Here is a 20513-nt window from a genome sequence, read left to right as displayed (position 1 = left end):
GTTACGCTTGGCGCACCAACGACGCTTCGATTTCGAGGGTCACCTTGTCGCTCACCATGACGCCGCCCGCCTCGAGCGCGGCATTCCACGTCATGCCATAGTCCGACCGCAAGATGGTGGCGCGGGCGGTGGCGCCGATGCGCTTGTTGCCCCACGGGTCAGTTTGCTCGGGGGTAATGTCCGACACGGTCAGGACCACGGGCTTGCTGGTGCCGCGGATGGTCAGTTGGCCACTCACGATCAGCTTGTCGCCGTCGCGCCGCGCTGAGGTTGAGACAAAGGTCATGCTTGGATGATTCGCCGCATCAAAGAAATCGGCGCTGCGCAGGTGTTCGTCGCGCTTGGGCTCGCGCGTGTTGACAGATCCTACCTCGATGTTGGCCTCCAGCTTGGTTAGCTCAGGCCGGCTCGCGTCGTAGGAAAAGCTGCCAGCGAACTGGCTAAATTCGCCGCGCACCGTGGTGATCATCAGGTGGCGAACGCCAAAGCCGACGCTGGAGTGCGACGCATCGACGGCATACTTTGTCACCGGCGCGAGCGCGGCGGTGTTGGAGGCAACCGAAGAGTTAGACGTAGAGGGATTTGAAATGGTTGAAGTGCTCATATGCTCTAACCCTAGGCATAATGCGCGCTGCCGACTAGATGGGTCAAACGAGATGCATTGTTGCGATTTTGCAACAATTGGTAGATTGGGCAAAATCGTGGTCTAAAAGCGTCATGCACCACGACTATTGGCAGGAGCGCTGGGATAAAGGCGAGATTGGGTTTCACGCCAGCGAGGTTAATCCGCTCCTCGTAGCGCATCTTGACGCCTTGGCCCCAGGCAGCATCTACGTGCCCATGTGCGGCAAGAGCCGGGATCTAACGCATCTCGCCGAGCGCGGGTTTACGGTGGCGGGTACCGAATGGGTGCCCGAGGCCGCGGCGGCGTATTTTGCGGAGGCCGGCCTGATGGCCGCAACCTCGCAGCTAGGGCCCTTTGCCTGCCTGCGTTCGCCCGAGCTGGCGGTTTCGCTGCTCGTTGGCGATGCGTTTGCGCTGGCCGAGGTTGTGCCGTCGCCACAACTTCCACTTTTTGACAGCGCCTACGACCGTGCGTCGTTGGTCGCAATCGATCCGGCGCGGCGCCGCGATTATGTCGATACCATGCACCGCGTGCTGCGTCCCGGCGGCACCCTGCTGCTGGTGACCTTCGACTACGATCAGCAGCGGTTAGATGGCCCACCTTGGAGCGTCAACGACGAGCTAGTGCGAACCCTGTTCGAGCCGCGCTTTGCCCTCCAGCGCCTCGAGCAGCGCCCGGCGCCGGTCAGCCCGCGCTTTGCCGCCGCGGGCATTACCCAGGTCACGGAAGTTGCCTACCTTTTGCGTCGGCTGGGCGCCAAATAGGCGCGGCGCGCGCTGGAGACCGTGGTAAGACCCCGGCATGTCAGGTGCCGCGCTTTCGCTGGACGCGCTCATTGCCGTGCTGCCACCGCAAATTTGGTACCTCACCAGCAACGGCGATGCGATGTGGTGTCGGCGGCCGTACGGCTTTTTGTTTTCCAATGGCCCAGCCGCTGAGGCGTTTGCCGCGAGCATGGGCACCGGCCAAACCCTGTTTGCGATCGGCACCGATACCCGCGATTTTGTCTCGCCCGAAATGCTCGCCGGGCTGCAGCAAACGGAGGTCACGCGGCTGTTTGTAGATCCGCAGATCGATCCCGACACCGGCGACGTCCACGGCACAATCTTGCGGCTGGGTGAGATTCACTAGCGCCCCCCGCCTGGCCCGCAACTTGTGGTTTTTCACCCCCGTTATGAGACGGTGTGCGCCGGCCAAGGCGCTGAGATAGAGGCGGGCTGACCCAGCTTGCGGCCAACGCGCCGACGCGGTCCTTGCCCTCCCACGCCCGCAACTTCCCGCACAATCTTCTTGCCTTTACCGCGCATAACGTCGGAAACGTGCGGCATGAGCAACTTGTACCCACCGAGTCCGCAGCATGTGCCGGAAGCGCTGACCAAGCCGACCCGGTCTTTTGTGCGACATGCGTGGTTGGCCGTCGTCGCGCTGCTGTTGTTTGGGATCCTGTACTTTGGGACGTTTGGGTTCTTTGTTTGGAACGCGTGGAAGATGGTCAAGGCGATGAAGGCCAAGCCCGACGATCTGTTTGTGCTGGCGCTCACGTGCGGGCTCTCCGTGCTTATGGCGCTGCTAATGATTCGCGGGCTTTGGCCCAAGAAACGTCACGATGCCGATGAAGACGACAGAATTGAGGTGACCGCCGAATCGGAACCTCAACTATACCAGTTCATTTGCCAAGTAGCCGACGAAGTCAAGGCGCCGCGTCCCGCGGCAATCTATCTGTCGAATCACGTCAATGCCAGCATGTTCTATGAAGTACGGCTGCACAATTTGATCATTCCGGTAAAAAAGAAATTGGAGATTGGGTTCGGCCTGATCAATGTCTTAAACCTCAGCGAATTCAAGGCGGTCCTGGCCCACGAGTTCGGGCATTTTTCACAGGCGCGATCGAGTGCGGTAGGCCGCTACGTCTATATCTCGCAGCGCATTGTTTCCGAGTTTCTGGGCGCACGCGGATGGATTGACAGCCTGCTGCGCGGGCTCTCGCAAATCGACCTGCGCCTGGCTTGGCTGGGTTGGCTGGGCCGAATTCTCGCATGGTCGGTCAGATCGGTTTTCGAAACCATCTTCGGGTGGATCCTCATTGCGGAGCGGGCCCTCGGGCGCCAGATGGAATTTCATGCGGACTCCGTCGCGGTCTCGGCTGCGGGCAGCGATGCCATCGTAAACGGCCTCTACAAGCTTCGAGCTGCGGATAATGGGCTTTCGCAATCGTTGTCGTTCATGAACACCCTTGGCTCAAAAGGCAAAGCGATTCCTGACGTGTTTGATGTCCAACACAACATCATTGAGCGCATGACGAACATCTTGGGCCAAAGCTACTCACAACCAACAAGCTGTCCACCTGGCGTCGATCCTGCCACGCATCGAGTGTTCGAGCAATCGATTGCCATCCCACCGCAGATGTGGTCAACGCACCCTGCCAACACCGACCGCGAAGACAATGCCAAACGGATCTACGTCTTTTGCCCGCAAGATGTTCGTTCGCCTTGGCTTTTATTTAGAGATGCAGAAGGTCTCAAACAGCAAGCGACCCGCGACCTCTACAAGACGCCTGAAACCCTGGACCAGCTCAGCCTCGATAACGCCCGGGAAGCGGTGCATGCAGAGTATGGCGACGAGTATCTCTCTACGCGGTACATGGGCATCTACATCGATCGCCATGTCACGCGCAGCGCCGCGAAGGTGGAAGACCTGTTCGAGCTGACGCCGACACCAACGGCGTGGAGCGATTTGTATCCAGAGTCGCTGCGAGATTTGGTGGAATCCCTAGATCAACTCGAAAAGGAGGAGAGTCAACTAAAGGCCTTGGCGATTGGGATCGCAGATGCACCTGGCGGGGTCGTTCGGTTTCGAGGCGAAGACTTTAGAGCCAAGGACATACCGCGGCTGCAACAGCACGTGAACGATGAGCTCGCGAAGACCGACAAGTCGATGTCGCAAGCCCTCAAGCGAATTCGCTCTGCGCACCGCTTCGCCGCCCAAGCGTTAGGGCCCCAGTGGCTCACTAGGCACACCAGCCATGTGCAACTGGTCCACTATCTCGAGCACGTCGTCGCAGATCTTGGCGACCTCAAGAGGGTCTTCGACAACGATTTCCAGCACGCGGTGGCGGACGGACAGATTTCAACGCGCGAAGCCGACAAGCTCGTTCATGCCGGCACTCAGCTCTATTTGGCCCTCGAGAAAGTCTATGGCGATGCGCCGTCAGTGCAGCTCAGTGCCAGTGGTCTCACTGCGGCCCCCGATGGTTCCAGCGCAGACTGGAAAACTCAACTTGGCGAGTTCAAATTTGGCCCGCCGAGCCGAGACAACTTGGGTGACTGGCTTGGGGCGGTCGATAGCTGGGTCTATGGCACCACAGGCCCAGCCGGAGTGGCGCGAGATGCCGCGCTCAATGACCTGCTTCGGCTCGAAGCACAGATCGCCGAACGTGCTCAGCATGGCCGTGTAAACGATGATGCCACGTCGGTGGAGGAAGCTCTTCCAGCGGCACCCAAGTCCTATGCCACCCTGCTGACCCGCGAAAAACGTAGCATCCGAGAAAAGCTCGGGTTGTGGGACCGTATCCAACTTGGACAGGGGTGGTTTGGGGGCGCAGTTCGAATCGCGGCGGCGGGAAGCATCATCGCCGCGCTTGCCGCCTTGGGCACGGTGGAGTCCAATGCAACCATTTACTGCTTTAATGGCTTGGCCCGCCCGGTGCTCGTCGACATCAACGGGACCGAGCACGCGGTGCCTACGCACCAACACGCCATCGTGATAATTCCATCAGGGGACCACACCATCACCACCCGCACGCAAGACACCCACGAAACCATTGAGACCAAGCAGGTCGCGACGGATGACTTTGAAACCTACGTGTACAACGTTGCAGGCGCGCACATGTTTATCGAGGCCCAAGGCACCTACGGCGGTGTCGAGCCCACCCCTCGCTTGGTAAACCGGTTTACGTGGATGCACACCACTGCGAACTATGTCCTTGAAGAACCTCCGACGTCAGGAGAGTCGGGCAAGGAGGTGCATCTGGTTCATGCCCTCCCGTTCAAGCCAATTCTCTTGATCTCATCGCTTGAGAATGACGCAGATCGCGCAGCCGTTGCCTTGACGCACGCGAGGTGGACGCCGTTAACAGCCCCCAGTGCTTCGTTTTGGCTTGGCGTCTCGCAAAACGTTGCATCCGAAGCGACGCTCGCGGTGATTTTGCAGCGTGAGGCGCAGACCGGTCCACACGTCTTGTTTGAACGCATCAAGCAAGACGCAACGACCAATTGCGAGGCATGGCCGGAACAGGCACGGGTCCCTCCCGCGGCGGCGCAAGGGCTTGGCGAGGCCGATCAGCTCTATCTGGCCTGGAGGTGTCGGCAAGGCGACTTGAAACAATGGAGCGCGTTGCGCATTCAATTCCCCGATAACCCATGGATCTTGATGGCAACCGGGTACGCGGCGGCGTCCGAAATGCAGTGGGCGGACGCGGGTGAGGCCTTTGCGGACGCCATGAAGCGTCTGCCCGCCTTAGTCGAACATGTATTCTGGGAGCATCAGCGTGTGCGGGCGGTGTTGACCAAGGAAAAGTTGCGCGCCATTCCGCAAGGCGCCCCAGATGACCAGACGCATTTTTTGTTCTCGATTTTTAGCGAAGCCGACTTGATGACGACGCTAGGGATTAATCGAACTGGCTCGGAAACTGACGAATCAACCGTGAGGGAGCTCGCCGGCGCCAGCCGAAACGCGCGCCCAGCGCTGCGAAAGGCCTTGCTTGAGACCAAGCCCGACGAGCTCCGCATCATTTCGCCTATCCTGGTTTGGGCCGTTGCCCACCTTGAAAAGCAGCCGACCGCGGCCTACCGCGATCTGATCCTTGCTAATGGCAAGCTAAGCAAAGAAGAGGAGGACGCCAAACGCATGGTCGCGTTCTTAGATTTCGTAGCAGCGCCGGACTTTGGAGCGCGCGCCCAGGGCGACACCTTGCTCGGCGCACAAGCTCCAAGAGACCGCGGTCTGGCCTACATGGCGGCGGTCATGATCCTGGGAGACAAGTGCCCCAAAGAGTGGAAAGATCTTGCGGACCAATTGCTTTTCCCGTTTGAAACGCCCATCTGGTGAAAAGCCTGGTTCGCCATAGGATGTACTCATCTCTCACGTGCGACGACCTGGCTACATCGAAGCGGCACTAGCCGCTAAGGCAGGCGCACGCGACACCCGCCCGGCGCAAAATGCGGTACACCTTCCGCCATGTCCGCTCGCCGAGCGCGTCCTTCGGCCGCGACGTTGCATCCCGCGTTTGCGCCTAGCCGTGCCACCACCAGCATGCTCGCGCAGGTTCGCGGGCTCACCCAGTACATGCGCCGGGCGCTTGGCCTGGTGTGGAGCACCGGGCGTGGCCTCACGCTGGGGCTTGCGGTCCTAAGCCTTCTCGGAGGCCTGATTCCAGGCGCGATTGCGTGGGTCGGGCAGCATCTTATCGATGCGATTTTGCGCGCCAGCCAAACTGGCAGCGTCGCCGACCGAGGCGCGGCCTTGCGGTGGGTCGCAATGGAACTCGGCCTGGTGATCGTCATGGCGGTAGCCGCGCGCGCGCTAATGATCTTGCGCAGCCTGCTGTATCAGCAACTCGGCCATCGCATCAACGTCATCATCTTGGAGAAGGCCGCGACGCTGTCGCTGATTCAGTTCGAGGACTCCGAGCTCTACGACAAGCTAACCCGCGCGCGCCGCGAGGCCTCGGCGCGGCCGGTGTCGTTGGTGATGCAGATGTTCGATTTGGCGCAAAATTCGATCTCCTTGCTTAGCTTTGCGGCGCTGCTGGTTTCGTTTTCGGCCTGGACGTTTGTCGTCATGCTCATCGCCGCCCTGCCGCCATTTTTTGCCGAGCTGAAATTTTCAGGCGACGCGTTTCGCTTGTCGCGTTGGCGCACGCCGGAGACCCGCGAGCAGAGCTATCTCGAAATGGCGATTGCGCGCGAAGATCACGCCAAAGAGGTAATTCTATTCGGCCTCGCGCCGCGGTTTCTGCAGCGCTATAAAGATATCTTTGCCAAGCTCTATGCCGCCGACCGCGCGCTGACGATGCGACGCGGTATTTGGGGGGTAGGGCTTACCATTGTCGGGACCTTGGCATTTTACGCCATGTACGTTTGGATCGCGCTGGCGGCCATCGCAAAACAAATTACGATCGGCGCGATGACCATGTACGTCATGGTGTTTCGTCAGGCGCAGGCGACGTTGGGCCGCGCGCTGGGCAATGTCAGCGGCATGTACGAAGACAACTTGTACCTTTCAAATCTCTATGAGTTTCTCGCCACGCCCACGGCGGCGCCCACAGGCGGTCTGACCGTCGGGCCGGATCCACGCGATGGCGTGCGGTTTGAGCACGTCTCGTTTCAGTATCCCGGCGCCGCGACGGCGGCCTTACGCGACGTCTCGCTGCATCTGCCACCCGGCTCGAAGCTGGCCATTGTCGGCGAAAATGGCTCGGGCAAGACGACGCTGATCAAGCTGCTCACCCGCATGTATGAGCCTACCTCCGGACGCGTCATGCTCGACGGCCTCGATCTCGCGGCATGGGACCGCCAGGTCCTGCATCGCCGCATTGGCGTGATCTTCCAAGACTTCGTCCACTACCAGCAGACCGTGGGCGAGAACATCGGTGCCGGCGACGACCAGGCATACGACGACCGCGCGCGGTGGGAGGCATCGGCGGAAAAGGGCCTCGCGCAGCCGTTTATCGCCGAAATGCCAGCGACCTACGAAACGCAGCTCGGACGCTGGTTTCGCGATGGTCGCGAGCTCTCGCTTGGGCAATGGCAAAAAATCGCCTTGTCGCGCGCCTTCATGCGGCAAGATGCCGACATCGTCGTACTCGACGAGCCGACCGCCTCCATGGACGCCGAGGCCGAGGTGAAGGTATTTGAGCGCTTTCGCGAGATCGCGGCCGACCGCATCGCGATCGTGATTTCGCACCGATTTTCGACGGTGCGCATGGCTGACCACATTATCGTACTCGACCACGGCACCATCCTCGAGCAGGGCTCCCACGACCAACTGCTTGCCAAGCAAGGGCGCTATGCCACCTTGTTTCACTTGCAGGCACAGGGCTATCGGTAGCTCGCACCTTGAGCGCCGATCTGTGACCGGTTAGAATTGTTCTAATGGGCACCCTTCGATTGCGCGTCCTCATCCTTCTTGCCTGCGGCGCGAGCGCGGGCGCGGTTACGTTGACCGAAAGCCAGCGCGCGCACGCCGATGGCTGCGCCGATGGCCAGCGCGAAGGCTTCGTCGATGAGCTGACGCATCCCAACATCGCAGGCTGTTCGGGCATGTGGGATCAAGGCGACATGCGCGCGCCGCGCACGTGCGTCAGCCCGTCCGGTGATGACCTGCCCGGTTCCGGCGCCGGCTGCTCCGCGCGCGACCTGTGCGAGATTGGCTGGCACGTCTGCCAAACCGACACCGAGGTAGCCGCCAATAGCGGCACGGGTACCTGCGTTGGCGCCACCGTCGGCGGTGACCCATCCCTGTTTTTTGTGACGCTTCAGTCGGGCCCGGGCAGCATGAACTGCGGCGCCGGCAACAACGACCTTTTTGGCTGCGGCAATCTCGGCGCGACGCCAAACGCCAATTGCGCCCCGCTCAACCGCTTTGGCAACAATGAGAATGCCAGCCTCAATCCGGTGTGGGACTACATCGGCAACGGCACCGGCCAAGACGAAGTCATCGCCACTGTCAAGACTGCCGACACTTTCGGAGGCGCCCTGTGCTGCATCGGCGCCGCCATCCCGGTCGCGTTCGACGATGCGAGCGCCGTCAATGAGGACTCGACCGATAACGCGGTCGACGTCCTTGGCAACGACCTTGGCCTGACCGACGGACCGATCGCGGTCACTATTTCGATGCCGCCGGCGCACGGCACCGCGGTCGTCGATATCAATGGCGACATCCTCTACACGCCAGATCCGGACTATTTCGGCCCAGATAGCCTGATCTATATGGTTGAAGACATCGATGGCGAAACGTCAACCGCGACGGTCGCCTTCGACGTCGCCAACGTCGACGACGTGCCCGTGGCCGTGGCCGATGCGTTCAACGCCACCGAGGATGACCCGGCCCTTACCTTGAACGTGCTGGGCAATGACACGGATCTGGTCGACACGCCGATCAGCCTGGGGCTCAGCGCGGTGGTCGGCGGCGTCGCCACCGTGAACCCAGACGGGACGATCAACTTCGTGCTCACCGAAAACTTCGCGGGCACGGCTTCGTTTACCTATACGATTACCGACGGCCTCAACGGCAGCATGGCCAGCGCCAACGTCACGATCGATGTCACCGCCGTCAATGACGCGCCGACCGGGGTTACCGACGCCGCGTTCGGCGACGTCAACGCTACCATTCTCATCGACGTCTTGGCCAACGATAGCGACATAGAGGGGGACGGGCTCAGCGTCACCGCGGTGACGGACGGGACGCATGGCACCGTGGTCAACAACAACGACGGCACCGTAACCTACACCCCCGACGCCGACTTCCTTGGCACCGATAGCTTCACCTATACGGTGAGCGACGGCAACGGAGGCAACACGGTGGTCACCGTCAACATCGACGTGAGCGCCATCGATGACGTGCCCGGCGCCGTCGCCGATGCGTTTACAGCCGATGAAGATCAGGCGCCGCTAACGCTCGACGTGCTTGCCAATGACACCAGCCTGGAGGACCTGCCGATCAGCGTCGGCGTCAGCGCGGTGGTGGGCGGCGTCGCCACGGTCAACCTAGACAACACGGTGAACTTCGTCCTCGCGGCCAACTTCGAGGGCACCGCCTCGTTCACCTATACGATTACCGATGGCAATGGCAGCACCTCGAGCGCCAATGTAACGATCGACGTCACCGCCATCAACGACGACCCAACCGGCGTCGCGGATACCGCCAACACCAACCTCAACGCCTCTGCACTCATTGACGTGCTCGCCAACGATAGCGACATCGATGGCGATGCGCTCAGCGTCAGCGCAGTCACCCAAGGCGCCAATGGCAGCGTCGTCAACAACAACGACGGCACGGTTTCGTACACGCCAAATCTCGACTTCGAGGGCACGGATACGTTCACGTATACGGTGTCAGACGGCAATGGTGGCACCGCGGTCGTCAGCGTGATGGTCAGCGTCGGCCTCGACAGCGATGGCGATGGGTTGACCGATTTTGACGAGGAACAAGTCCACGGCACCGACCCGCTCGATGATGACAGCGACAACGATGGCCTCACCGATGGCCATGAGGTCACGGTTACGAGCACGGATCCCACCCTGCCCGACACCGATGGCGACGGCGTGCAAGATGGCACCGAGGTTGGGATCACCGAGCCGCAGGGCGACGATACCGGCCCAGACTTCGTCCCAGATGCCGATCCAACCACCACCACAGATCCGAACAATCCTGACAGCGACGGCGGCGGCGCGTCGGATGGCGAAGAAGATGCCAACGGCAACGGCCAGGTCGACCCAGGCGAGTTCGATCCTAATGACGCCGACGACGATGCCGACGACCCGGGCCCTACCCCGGATCCAGACGCCAATGGCGATGGCTTTGTCGACGGCAGCAACATCCAAGGCGGTGGCGGTTGTGCCGCGGCTGGCGGATCGCCGGGGGCGTGGATGGGCCTGGTGCTGATCGCGCTATCGCTCATGATGAGGCGGCGCCTGCGTCAGACACCGTGACCAAGGCGGCATGAGCAACACCTGGGATCCGTCGTCGTCGACGCCTGAGCAGGCGATGGCCCAGCTCGTGGCGGGCAATGCGCGCTTTCGCCAAGGCACGCCCATCGCGGCGACGCGGACATGGAGCCCCGAGCTCGCCGCGCGCGCGCAGCGGCCGTTTGCAATTATTCTAGGCTGCTCCGATTCGCGAACGCCGGTGGAAATCTTGTTCGATCAGGGGTTTGGCGATCTTTTTGTCGTGCGCGTCGCCGGCAACATCGTCGCGCCTTCCATCGTTGGCTCCATTGAGTTTGCGGCGTCGCAGTTTGGCGCGCGCTTGGTGGTGGTGATGGGGCATACCAATTGCGGCGCCGTCTCGGCCACGGTCGATTCGCTCCACACCGGCACCGGCTCTGCATCCAAGAATATTCGTTCGATCACTGACCGCATCGCACCCAACATCGCGGGCCTGGTGGGCCATCACCGCGCCGAGGACGAGCTGCGCGAGGCGGTGCGGGCCAACGTGCGCGCGTCGGTCAACCATTTGCGCCATGGCAGCCAAATCCTCGAGGAGCTCGTGATCTCGGGACGGGTCGCCGTCATTGGCGCTGAATACGAACTCGCCGCTGGCACCGTGCATTTTTTTGAGGCTCCTGGCGAAGCGACTTAACGCCTCAACGCAACCCCGCAAACCAATTACAGGCCGCCCAGGCCTTGCGGCGCGCGCGGCAACCCCGGCATGCGCGAAATGTCGCCGCACACCGCCACGGCAAAGCCCGCACCAGCCGCCCATTGCACGCGCGCCACGTGCAGCGGCTGCGCGGTTGGCCCGCCGACGCGCTTGGGATCGTCGGAAAATGAATATTGCGTCTTGGCAATGCACACCGCGAGCGAGGGGTCAGCGCCGCGAGCGCGCGCAATCGCCGCCAGGTCCGACTGCGCTTGCGCCGCATAATCGACGCCACTCGCGCCATAGAGCTGCGTCGCGATCTGCGACAGCTGCTCTGTAACTTCGGCCTGGGGTGCGAACAACCGCTTAATCCCGGCCGGCGAGCCGCCGCGCGCGGCCTCGATCACGGCGTCGGCCAAGGCCAGGGCTCCTTGTGCGCCATCACCAAAATGCGTGCACACCGCCAACGCCACCCCGAGCGCCTCGCAATGAGCGCGCACCAAGGCCAACTCATCCACCGCATCGCTTTCGAAGCGATTGATCGCCACGATGGGGGCGACGCCGAGCAGGCGCGCGTTTTGGATATGCTTGGTAAGGTTGGCAAGCCCGCGCGCGACGGCGGCGGCGTTGGGCACCAGCATCTCGCCCGCCGCGACGCCACCGTGATACCGCAGCGCCTTGATCGTCGCCACGAGCACAACCGCGCTTGGCGCGAACCCCCCGGCTGCCGCGACGATGTGCATGAACTTTTCGCCGCCCAGGTCAAAGCCAAAGCCGCATTCGGTGACTACCCAATCGTGCGTTGCTAGCCCCAGCCGCGTCGCGCGAATGCTGCTGGCGCCGTGCGCTATGTTGGCAAATGGGCCGGCGTGCACCAAGGCCGGCGAGCCGCCCTGCGTGCGCACCAGGTTCGGCTCCAGCGCGTCCGCGAGCAAGGCGAGCAACGCTGGCGTCATCGCCAGCTCAGCGAGGCGGACCGCGCTGCCATCGCCGCGATAGCCGACGACGATGCGGGCCAGCCGCGCCGCCAAATCGTCGCTATCCTTGGCGAGCGCCAAGATCGCCATCAGCTCGGACGCCGCGGTGATTTCGAATGAGGCTTGGCGCATGACGCCATCGCCCGTGCCGCCCATGCCGATCGAAATGTTGCGCAGCGCGCGGTCGTTAACGTCGAGCACGCGCGGCCATACGACGCGCTTGGCAAGCAAGCCCAGCTCGCTGCGAAAATGCAGGTGATTGTCGACGACCGCGGCGATCAGGTTGTGCGCCGCCGTTAGAGCGTGAAAATCGCCGGTAAAATGGAGATTGATGCGCGCCGCCGGCTCGATGGTGGCCTTGCCGCCGCCGGTGCCGCCACCCTTGGCGCCAAAGACGGGCCCCATAGATGGTTCGCGTAGCGCGGCGATCGCGCGCTGCCCCCGCAAGCGCAATGCGTCCGTAAGCCCAATCGTCGCGGTGGTCTTGCCTTCGCCAGTTGGCGACGGCGACATCGCGGAAACCAATACCAACGTTCCCTGGGCGCCCGCGACCGGCGGCACGCTATCGGCGCGCAGCTTGATCGCCCAGTCGCCATACGGCGTGTGATATTCGGTCGCGAATCCACTTTCGATCGCCAAGGCGCGCAGGTCCATGCCCGGCAGCCTGCCATATTCGTCGGCGCCCAGGGTGCGTCGCGTGGCGCTTTAAGGCGTCGGCCGCATGGTGCCAATGGTGAGCTGTACATCGCCGCCTTCGCCAATGGCGTAGATGTTCCCCCCAATCGATTCGAGATCCACTACCTGCGAGCCAAAGGCGCGCACCGCCGACCAGCTCACGCCATTAAAATGATAGTAGCCCGCGCCTCGCGCATGGACATCGCTTGGCGCGTTGCCGGCGATGTGCGTGACTTCTTGCGGAATCGAGACGGCGCTGCCTTCTTGCACGGTTGATTCGTCGACGGTAAAGGTGTGCAACGAGCCGGTGCCATCGCCCATCGAGGTCGCCAGCACCACCACGATCGATGTGCCCGCGCCCTTGCCGCACCACAAGGCCGCCGGAGTCCCCGCGAAGTCGGTGGCCAAATTGCTGCCCGCCTTAACATCGCGCAAGGTGGTGGTGTCGCCGTCGATCACCGCGGCCAGCACCTGGCCGTTGGCAGTGCATACCGCCTTGGCGCGAGGCACCGGTGTCGGCGTGATCCAAAAGCCGGAGGCTGACTTGATAAGAACCGTGGCCTGGAGTGGATCGGCCTCGTTCACCAAGGCGGCAACCACGCCTGCGGCAGTCACCACCTCTGTGGCCTCGGCCGCAAACTCGAGCGCGGCGCTCGCGCGCTTGATGGTCGCGTCGCCGTCGAAGTACCATAGCCCGGTTGAGGTCGCGAGATAGTAGTAGGGCACACCGCCGTTGGCAGCGGCGACCCCTGCGATGTCGTGCACTGTCGTCTCGGGCGGCAACGAGGCGAGCAAGGGCTTGAAGGTTGGGTCAACCGAGGCGTGCGGGCTTAACCGAACAAGATTCGCGCCATCAAAGGCAACGACCGCGCCGGCGCCGTACTCAGTGCCGTCGTTCAATAAGTTCGAGGCAAGCGCATGAACTGCGTCGCCCACGGCTACGGAGGCAAGTGTATTGAGGCCAATATTCGTCGGCCAACCGGCGGACGATACTCGATCTGGTTCGGTCGAGCTTCGTTCGACCCACGCAAGCGTCGTGGACGTGCCGTACCAACGCCCGGTCAACAAGACGTCCGTGGTGGTCAGGCCGCCTTTTATAAGCGTGGTGTTGAACGTTACGCTGATTGGAAGCAACCGGACGACAGCAGGCGCGGCCGCAACGGTCTCGGTTTCGATGACATAGGCATCGATGCTTTCTTGCGAGGACCAGGCCGCGTGCAGCGTTGCGTCGTTGCGCTGTACCGCGAGGCCTGGGTCGATGGCGGGCTGGGTGGTCCAATCGACGGTGAATCGCAAGAAGGCATAACTGTCTGCCGGGCTGGTCTGATTGCACGCGGCCACAAAGGTTGGGTCGCCGACAACGATGCTCATCGGAAACAACGCAACGCACGCAAGCCCCGTGCCGAGCGTGTACGTTGTCGTCGAGGGAAGGCCACTTACCCCACAGTAAAGGCTGCCTGTCTCGCTGAGCGCGCAGGCCCCAGAGGGCTGCGAGGCATCATCGTCGTCGATGAGCGTCGCCAGGCCGACCAAGCGCGACGAGGTCGGCATCTCCGCTGTCGCCCAGTTAAACCCGCTATCAAAGCTCGTGCTGCTGCGTGGCACGTCGACGTTGCCAACGTTTTTGTGCCCGATCGCATAGATCTGCCGAGATTTCGTATTTGCGACGGCATGGGTCACTTCGGACATGTTTGGAATTAGCTGCATCGTCCCTGGCTCAAGGCGATCGTTGACGACGTACAAAATGATCGCGACGGCCTGTTGGGCGTCGCCGGTGCCGATCGACGAAAACGCGAGATACCTCCCGGCATCGACCTCGAGATATGCAGTGATCGGGCCACCACCGCCAACGTAGTGAGCTGCCTCGCCGGCGCCTTCGGGGCTATACATGATCGCGTTGGTATCCAGGATGAGCACTTCGCTGTTGCTTGGTCCGCCGACGTGCCTCGGCTGGCTGACGCCCCAATTGGCCCCACGGCGATGCACCCGCCGCGAGGTCACGGTGGTGCTGTCGCGTGCGATCGCCCACAACGTCCCCGTGGGCGTCGTGTACGTCTCAAGCGCCGGCGACTGCATGCCATTTGCGAGCACCGTGTCGAAGCCGTCGACCGCATGATACACCGCCGCGCTTGAGGTCAACCAGGTTTGACCGCCGCCCATGCTTACGCTGTCGATGGTGGCTGCGCCTCCGCCCCAGCCGCCACCCGCGCGGCCCCATACCAAGTTGGTTTGACCACCCGTCGGCGCCGACCCCGCGGGCGAGAACGCATAGATTAGTGAAGGCACCTGGGCGACTAGCCGCGTTGCCTCGACCACTTGTTGGGTGCCGTGGATCGGGCCGCTGCCGGTTTCCGGTTGGTCGCTAATGGTACCGCTCGCGAACGCATAGACCTTGCCGTCGATCGCCAGATAGCCGTAGTACGTATTGGTCGAGGTGCGAAACGCCACGGCGCTATTAATGATCGTCGTCGGTGGCAAATTCGTATTTAGCGTCACCAGCCGCGACAGCTCGCCGGCTTCGGTGATGCCATAGAGCGTTGTGTTTGAAAACCCGAACACGCCATCGGTCGTAGTAAACAGAGTCAGCGGCGTTGGAGGTAAGTCGCTATCGGTGTTCTGCTGCCACGTGCCGTCGACATCGCGGCGCCACAGCTCGCCAGCGTCGCCGCGACGCAGCGTCACCCACGTCGTCTCGCCCGCCGCCGCGACCGAAATAGCCTTCGCGCCCTCCATTACGTCGGCAGGCTCATCCTGGTACCAGGCCAGGCCGTCAAAAACCCAGATCTCGGCGCGCAGCGGTTGCGACGAGCCCGCGGCCTCGCCGCCCTGGGCGATCACCCACAACGCGTGATCATCGAGGCCGGCGATGCCGACGAGCCTCGAGGTGGTAAAACTCCACGGCATCCAATTGTCGGCCACGCACGATGCGCGCAGATCCGTGACGCACGCCGCGCAACCATAATCGCCGGTGATATAGGACGTATCGTTGACCTCGGCGCACGAGAGGTCGGCTTGATCGCCATCGCACATCTCGCGGCGGGAATCGACGCGACCGTCGCCGCAAAATGAAGCGACGCAGTAGCCTTCGTCGATGCAGATGCCCGCGACGCCCGCGAACTCGCAAAACGTCCCGATCTTTTCCGGATCGCACGTTTGCTGCGACGGCTCGACGCAGTAGGTGGTGCCGAACTCGCTATCGACCAGACAGGCCGCGCCGTCGGGGCACAGGCTGCCATCGGCGCACACGACGCCAGGGGTCGCGCGGCAGGCACTACCCGCCAAGAGCGCCATCAGGCCGATGCCGACCAACAGCCCCGGCCGACGTGGCGTTGCTCGGGCCTGCGCGGGGTGAACTTGCGAGTCGTGTTGCATGTTCATGCCTACAAATCCTTAATCAGCGAGCCAGCCTGCTGTTCGCGCGCACGCTGCTTGGCCGCGAGCTCCTGCTCCATGGTCAATTTTTCTTGCTCAAGACGCCGCGCCTTTTCGGCCTCGGTTTCGCGCAGCTTGCGTTCTTGGGTGGCTACCGCGCCGGCCTCCTTGGCGACGCGTTCGGCGCGCTCAAGCGCGGCCAAGGCCAGGGTGGCGCGCTCGCTCTCTTTGCGCGCCAGCGCCATCGCGGCCTCGGCTTCGGCCTTGAGCGTTGCGGCATCTTGCCGCGCCTGCGCGGCCTCCTTGGTTTTTTCAACCGCCTCCTGCCGGGCGTCCTCGGACTGGCGCCGCACCTCGGCGATCTGCTTGGTTGCCGCGGCGGCCTGTGCAAATGCCGCATCGGCCTGCTGCCCCAAGGTGGTGCTGAGCGCGGCCAGTGACTTGGTGTCGCCGGTGGCCAGCTGCGCGATCGTCGACGACAACGCGGCCTTGGAATCGAGCAACGTTTTTTCGGCGGCCGCGAGGTCGAGCTGGGCCTGGCTTAATAAGCCTTGTGCCGCCGCGAGCTGCGCGTCCGCCGCGCGCTTTTCACGTTCGGCGGCCTCGCGGTCGGCCTTTTCTTTTTCCAGCGCTGCCAGGCGTGCGGCGCTCTGCGACTCCGCGGCCACGGCGCGCGAGGCCTCGGCTTGCGCCGCGCCTTGCGCCTGCTTGACCACGACCAAGCCAACGGCGAGGCCCGCAATGACCACCGAGGCCGCGGCGGCAAGGCCAAGGCGCCGCAATCGACGCGCGCGCTGTGTCCGCGCGTGCTGCGCGGTGACCGCCTGCAAGTACTCGCGCTCTACCCCAGTCAACTCACCCGCATAGCGCGCGGCAAACCGCTGCGCCGCAACCGCATCATCGCCGGTCCACAACAGGCCAAGCGACCGATCGCGTGCGTGCCACTGCTTCGCGGCGCTCGCGAGCTGGCGCAAATACGCGCTGTCTTCGCGCGATTCCTCGCGCCATTTGCGCAGCGTGGGCCAACCCTGTGCGAGGTACTCGTGCGCGAGTTCGACGTAGGTCGCCTCGCCCTTCTGGATGACAAGCAAACGTCCCGCCACGAGGTGTTCGATCACTGCGCCGAGCTCGTCATTGGCCTCAAAGCGCGCCACCAGCTCGTCATAGGTCGTGGCGACGCGGGTGCCCTCGCCGCTGACCAGCAGCTGCAGCACGCGCTTGGCCAATTGTTGCCTCGGCGGCGATAGCAAGGACAGCGTTCGATCGGCATGGCTGCCGAGCGCGCCGAGCGCGCCGCCCATTTCTTGGTATGCCGCCTCGGTGAGCAGCCGCCGCGCGGTATCCCGCACCTCCCACAGCGACGCCGCCGCGAATTGCAACAGCGGCAGCGCGCCCGGCGTGCCCGCGAGCGACGCGACCATGTCCTCGACCATCGTTGGGCTTTCGAGTCGATACGCGGTTAGCTCGAGCGGCCGCACGATCGCCTCGCGCAGGTTATCGGGCTTCATCGGCGGCAATAAGAACAGGCCGTCGCGCACGCGCGCGAAAAACGGCGCGTCGTCGCTAAGGCGATCGATAAAATCGGAGCGAATCGAGGTTAGCAATCGCAATGGCGACGAACGATCATCGGCGACGCCAGCCAAGGCCTGCAAAAAAACTGATCGTTCGGCCGGCGAGTCGCACTGGGTGACCACTTCTTCTAATTGATCGACCATCAAGGCTACGCGCACGCCCGCCTTGCGCGCCCGGCTGCGCAAGAGATTGCCGAGAAAGCCTGGCTCTTGCCGCAGCCGCGTCGCGATGCGCGCCCGCAGCTGCGCACCGCCGCCCTGATCGCGCGCGAAGCACAAGGGCTCGATCGCCGCGGCCAGGCTCTCGATGGGCGCACGGCCGGGACGCACAATAAACGCCTCCCACGGCCCCAGCGCCTTGAGTGCCGGCATGACGCCCGCGCGCAAAAACGACGACTTGCCAACGCCCGAGGGCGCGGTAATCACCAGCATGGGCGTCTCTTGTAAGCGCGCCACCGCGTGCGCAATCTCGCGATCGCGGCCAAAGAAGCGGGCGCTATCCTCTTCTTGAAACGTGCCGATGCCGGGATACGGGCTCGCCTCGGCATCGATCACCGCCGACATGCGACGCGGCGACAGCGACTCCAGCACGGCCAAGAGGGCCTGCGCATCGGCGAAGCGCTGCGACTTGTGTTTGTGCAGGCAGCAATCAATGGCCTCGATGAGGCGTGGTGGCAGCGCCGGCATGACCGTCGCGATCGACGGCAGCGGCACGTCGAGATTGGTGGCCGAGGCCACGGCGGCGGCGAGCGAGACCTCCTCACCGAGCGGATGCTTGCCGGTGAGCATGATCCACGCCATGATACCAACCGCCCAAATGTCGCTGCGGTGGTCGATCTCGTCGACGCCCCATTGCTCGGGCGCCATGTATTCGATGGTGCCGGACACCGTGTCATCTTGGGTCACCTTGAGCACATTGAGCGCCGCCGCCTGAATCGCTGCATTGCGCTTGACCGCGACGACGCGGGAGATGCCGAAGTCGAGCACCTTCACCTGGCCATTGGCGACGCAAAAAACGTTTTCGGGCTTTAGATCGCAGTGAACAATGCCCATGCTATGCGCCTTCACCAGGGCGCGCGCCACCGAGCTGAGTAGTTCGATGGTTTCGCGCGGCGACAGCGGCCCTTGCAACAAGCGCTCGGCAACGGATTGGCCCTCTAGAAACTCAAGCGCCAAATACGGCACGCCACGCCACTCATCGGCGCTGTAGACGATGACGATATTCTCGTGTTGGCATTGCGCCGTGGTTTGCGCCTCTTCGAGCAGGCGTCGCGCCATGGTTTGGCTGGCGTTGGTCATGAGCTTGATCGCGACCAAGCGGCCGAGACGAAGATCGCGCGCGAGATAGACCACGCCCATGCCGCCACGGCCGAGTTCCTTAACCAACTCAAACTGTCCGAGCAGCGTGCCAGGCGTAGGCGCCTCTTGCGGCGCCAGCATAGGCGATGACTCCATTCGAGCCATTGCCCGCGGCACACCCGAGGCATCAACTTGCAACGCACCTGGAGCCAACGTCGCGGCAAAGCCAGCCTCGGCGCCGGCAACCTGCGGCATCGCATGGGCTGGCGTGCCCATGGGCAATGCCACCGGCCGAGGCCCCGCGGGTGCCTGCACGCGGCTGCCGCCGATCATCGTTTGATTCGGAGTGCTTGTGGCTGTGCCGCTGCCGTGTGACGTCGGCTCCGCGTCGCGATCATGTTTTGGTGTTGCCATGCCCCTGCCCTCGTCGACAAATTGTATCGCAAACCGCGCGCCAACCGCGACCGTTTGGGTGGTCATGCGGCGCGTCGGTGTATGGCTAGCGTCACCATTGTCCTACATGATGCTTTCGTCGTCACCGTGGCCGCGCGCTTGCGAAGCTCGACATCGCTGCCGTACCATGGCGAAGTGAGTCCAAGCGATTGGCTGCGGGTTGGCGTGTTGCTCCTGGCGACGGCTCACCTCGCGCCCTCCGCCGCGATGGCGCAACCATCAACGCCGGCGTCAACGCCGAGCCCAACGCGCACCACGGTCGAGTCTGGTAAGGAGACGCCGTGGTCTAAGGGCGTCTCGACGGCCGACCGCGCCACGGCCAAGGCCAAGCTCGAAGCCGGGAACACGCTGTTCATCGATAACCGACATCGCGATGCCTTGGCGGAATACGAGGCCGCCCTCGCGGCGTGGGATCACCCCGCGATCCACTTTAATGCGGCGCGGGCGTGCATCGCGCTCGAACGCACGCTCGAGGCGCTCGACCACCTCGATCAGGCCTTGCGCTGGGGCGAGGCGCCGTTTGACGCGGCGACGTTTCGCGAGGCCACCACGTATCAAAAATTATTGACCGGCCAGGTCGCAACGACCACGGTTAGCTGCGGGCAACCCGACACCACCGTGACGCTCAACGGCGACGCGCTCTTGACCTGCCCTGGTGAAAAGGTGATTCGCGTCAAGCCAGGGCGCCATGCCTTCGTCGGCACGCGCGCGGGATATCTTCCCAAGGTCATGAACGAGCCGTTGGTGCCCGGCGAGAATCCCCCGCTGGCAATCACGCTGCAGCCGATTGGTTCGGATCGCGAAACCGTGATCATCACGCGTTGGGCGACGTGGAAACCATGGACGGTGCTGGCCTCCGGCGTCGTCATCGCAGGCGTTGGCACGGGGCTGTTGTTGCAGAGCCGCGACCTCTTTGTCGACTACCGCGATCGCCTCGAGGATGCGTGCGGCATTACCGCATGCGAGGAAGATCCGTTTCCTGAGCTGCGCGATCGCGCCGAGGGCTCGCAAGGCTTGGGCATCGGCATGATCGCAGTCGGCGGCGCGGCGCTGGCGCTTGGCACGACGATGGCTATTCTCAATGCGCCCCGCAAAAAACTCGTCGAAAAACGGCCCGCGCCCAGCGTTGGCGCGAGCGTGACTGAGCGCGGCTTGCTGGTGACGCTGTCTGGCAGTTTCTGA

11 protein-coding genes are annotated in these 20513 nt (G+C 63.1%); 7 read left to right on the top strand and 4 right to left on the bottom strand.

Features of this window, described 5'->3' with window-relative positions:
• Window position 1: 1 nt before the first annotated feature.
• On the bottom strand, window positions 2–604 hold the full coding sequence (locus IPL79_16550; protein MBK9072589.1) for a YceI family protein: 603 nt from the start codon (window positions 602–604) through the stop codon (window positions 2–4).
• A 113-nt stretch (window positions 605–717) separates the two neighbouring features.
• Between IPL79_16550 and IPL79_16545 the strand changes: the two genes are divergently transcribed.
• The 6 genes from IPL79_16545 to IPL79_16520 all read left to right on the top strand — a co-directional run bounded on the left by IPL79_16545 (window position 718) and on the right by IPL79_16520 (window position 10984).
• A complete protein-coding gene (locus IPL79_16545) occupies window positions 718–1389 on the top strand; it encodes a thiopurine S-methyltransferase (protein ID MBK9072588.1) in 672 nt (223 codons plus the stop codon).
• A gap of 37 nt (window positions 1390–1426) precedes the next feature.
• Entirely contained in the window at window positions 1427–1756 is a 330-nt protein-coding gene (locus tag IPL79_16540; GenBank protein MBK9072587.1) for a hypothetical protein, read from the top strand.
• A gap of 195 nt (window positions 1757–1951) precedes the next feature.
• Window positions 1952–5731, top strand: a complete 3780-nt coding sequence (locus IPL79_16535) for a M48 family metalloprotease (protein MBK9072586.1) — start codon at window positions 1952–1954, stop codon at window positions 5729–5731.
• Between the two features lie 204 nt (window positions 5732–5935).
• Window positions 5936–7732 (top strand): ABC transporter ATP-binding protein, encoded by a 1797-nt coding sequence (locus IPL79_16530; GenBank protein ID MBK9072585.1) that lies wholly within the window; start codon window positions 5936–5938, stop codon window positions 7730–7732.
• Between the two features lie 44 nt (window positions 7733–7776).
• Window positions 7777–10335, top strand: coding sequence for a tandem-95 repeat protein (locus tag IPL79_16525; protein ID MBK9072584.1), 2559 nt, complete (start codon window positions 7777–7779; stop codon window positions 10333–10335).
• Between the two features lie 55 nt (window positions 10336–10390).
• Window positions 10391–10984, top strand: a complete 594-nt coding sequence (locus IPL79_16520; protein ID MBK9072583.1) for a carbonic anhydrase — start codon at window positions 10391–10393, stop codon at window positions 10982–10984.
• Window positions 10985–11010: 26 nt separating this feature from the next.
• Here IPL79_16520 and IPL79_16515 read toward each other — a convergent pair whose 3' ends face one another.
• From IPL79_16515 to IPL79_16505, 3 genes are read right to left on the bottom strand one after another with little or no spacing between them, the layout of a single operon-like run.
• The gene (locus IPL79_16515; protein ID MBK9072582.1) at window positions 11011–12615 is read right to left on the bottom strand and encodes a formate--tetrahydrofolate ligase; all 1605 of its coding nucleotides are present in this window, start codon (window positions 12613–12615) and stop codon (window positions 11011–11013) included.
• Between the two features lie 51 nt (window positions 12616–12666).
• A complete protein-coding gene (locus IPL79_16510) occupies window positions 12667–16014 on the bottom strand; it encodes a hypothetical protein (GenBank protein ID MBK9072581.1) in 3348 nt (1115 codons plus the stop codon).
• 2 nt (window positions 16015–16016) lie between these two features.
• Window positions 16017–19358 (bottom strand): protein kinase, encoded by a 3342-nt coding sequence (locus IPL79_16505; protein ID MBK9072580.1) that lies wholly within the window; start codon window positions 19356–19358, stop codon window positions 16017–16019.
• 108 nt (window positions 19359–19466) lie between these two features.
• Between IPL79_16505 and IPL79_16500 the strand changes: the two genes are divergently transcribed.
• Window positions 19467–20513: a hypothetical protein gene (locus IPL79_16500; GenBank protein ID MBK9072579.1), complete on the top strand. Its 1047-nt coding sequence runs from the start codon at window positions 19467–19469 to the stop codon at window positions 20511–20513.

The organism is Myxococcales bacterium (assembly GCA_016716835.1).
Lineage (GTDB): Bacteria > Myxococcota_A > Polyangia > Haliangiales > Haliangiaceae > JADJUW01.
This window is presented reverse-complemented; position numbering and strand designations above follow the sequence as displayed.

Bases quoted from the DNA above. Each gene is read 5' to 3' on its own strand.
- IPL79_16520 (MBK9072583.1), top strand. From the start codon at position 10,391: ATGGCCCAGCTCGTGGCGGGCAATGCGCGCTTTCGCCAAGGCACGCCC.
- IPL79_16550 (MBK9072589.1), bottom strand. From the start codon at position 604: ATGAGCACTTCAACCATTTCAAATCCCTCTACGTCTAACTCTTCGGTT.
- IPL79_16515 (MBK9072582.1), bottom strand. From the start codon at position 12,615: ATGGACCTGCGCGCCTTGGCGATCGAAAGTGGATTCGCGACCGAATAT.
- IPL79_16505 (MBK9072580.1), bottom strand. From the start codon at position 19,358: ATGACCACCCAAACGGTCGCGGTTGGCGCGCGGTTTGCGATACAATTT.
- IPL79_16545 (MBK9072588.1), top strand. From the start codon at position 718: ATGCACCACGACTATTGGCAGGAGCGCTGGGATAAAGGCGAGATTGGG.
- IPL79_16510 (MBK9072581.1), bottom strand. From the start codon at position 16,014: ATGAACATGCAACACGACTCGCAAGTTCACCCCGCGCAGGCCCGAGCA.
- IPL79_16525 (MBK9072584.1), top strand. From the start codon at position 7,777: ATGGGCACCCTTCGATTGCGCGTCCTCATCCTTCTTGCCTGCGGCGCG.
- IPL79_16530 (MBK9072585.1), top strand. From the start codon at position 5,936: ATGCTCGCGCAGGTTCGCGGGCTCACCCAGTACATGCGCCGGGCGCTT.
- IPL79_16540 (MBK9072587.1), top strand. From the start codon at position 1,427: ATGTCAGGTGCCGCGCTTTCGCTGGACGCGCTCATTGCCGTGCTGCCA.
- IPL79_16535 (MBK9072586.1), top strand. From the start codon at position 1,952: ATGAGCAACTTGTACCCACCGAGTCCGCAGCATGTGCCGGAAGCGCTG.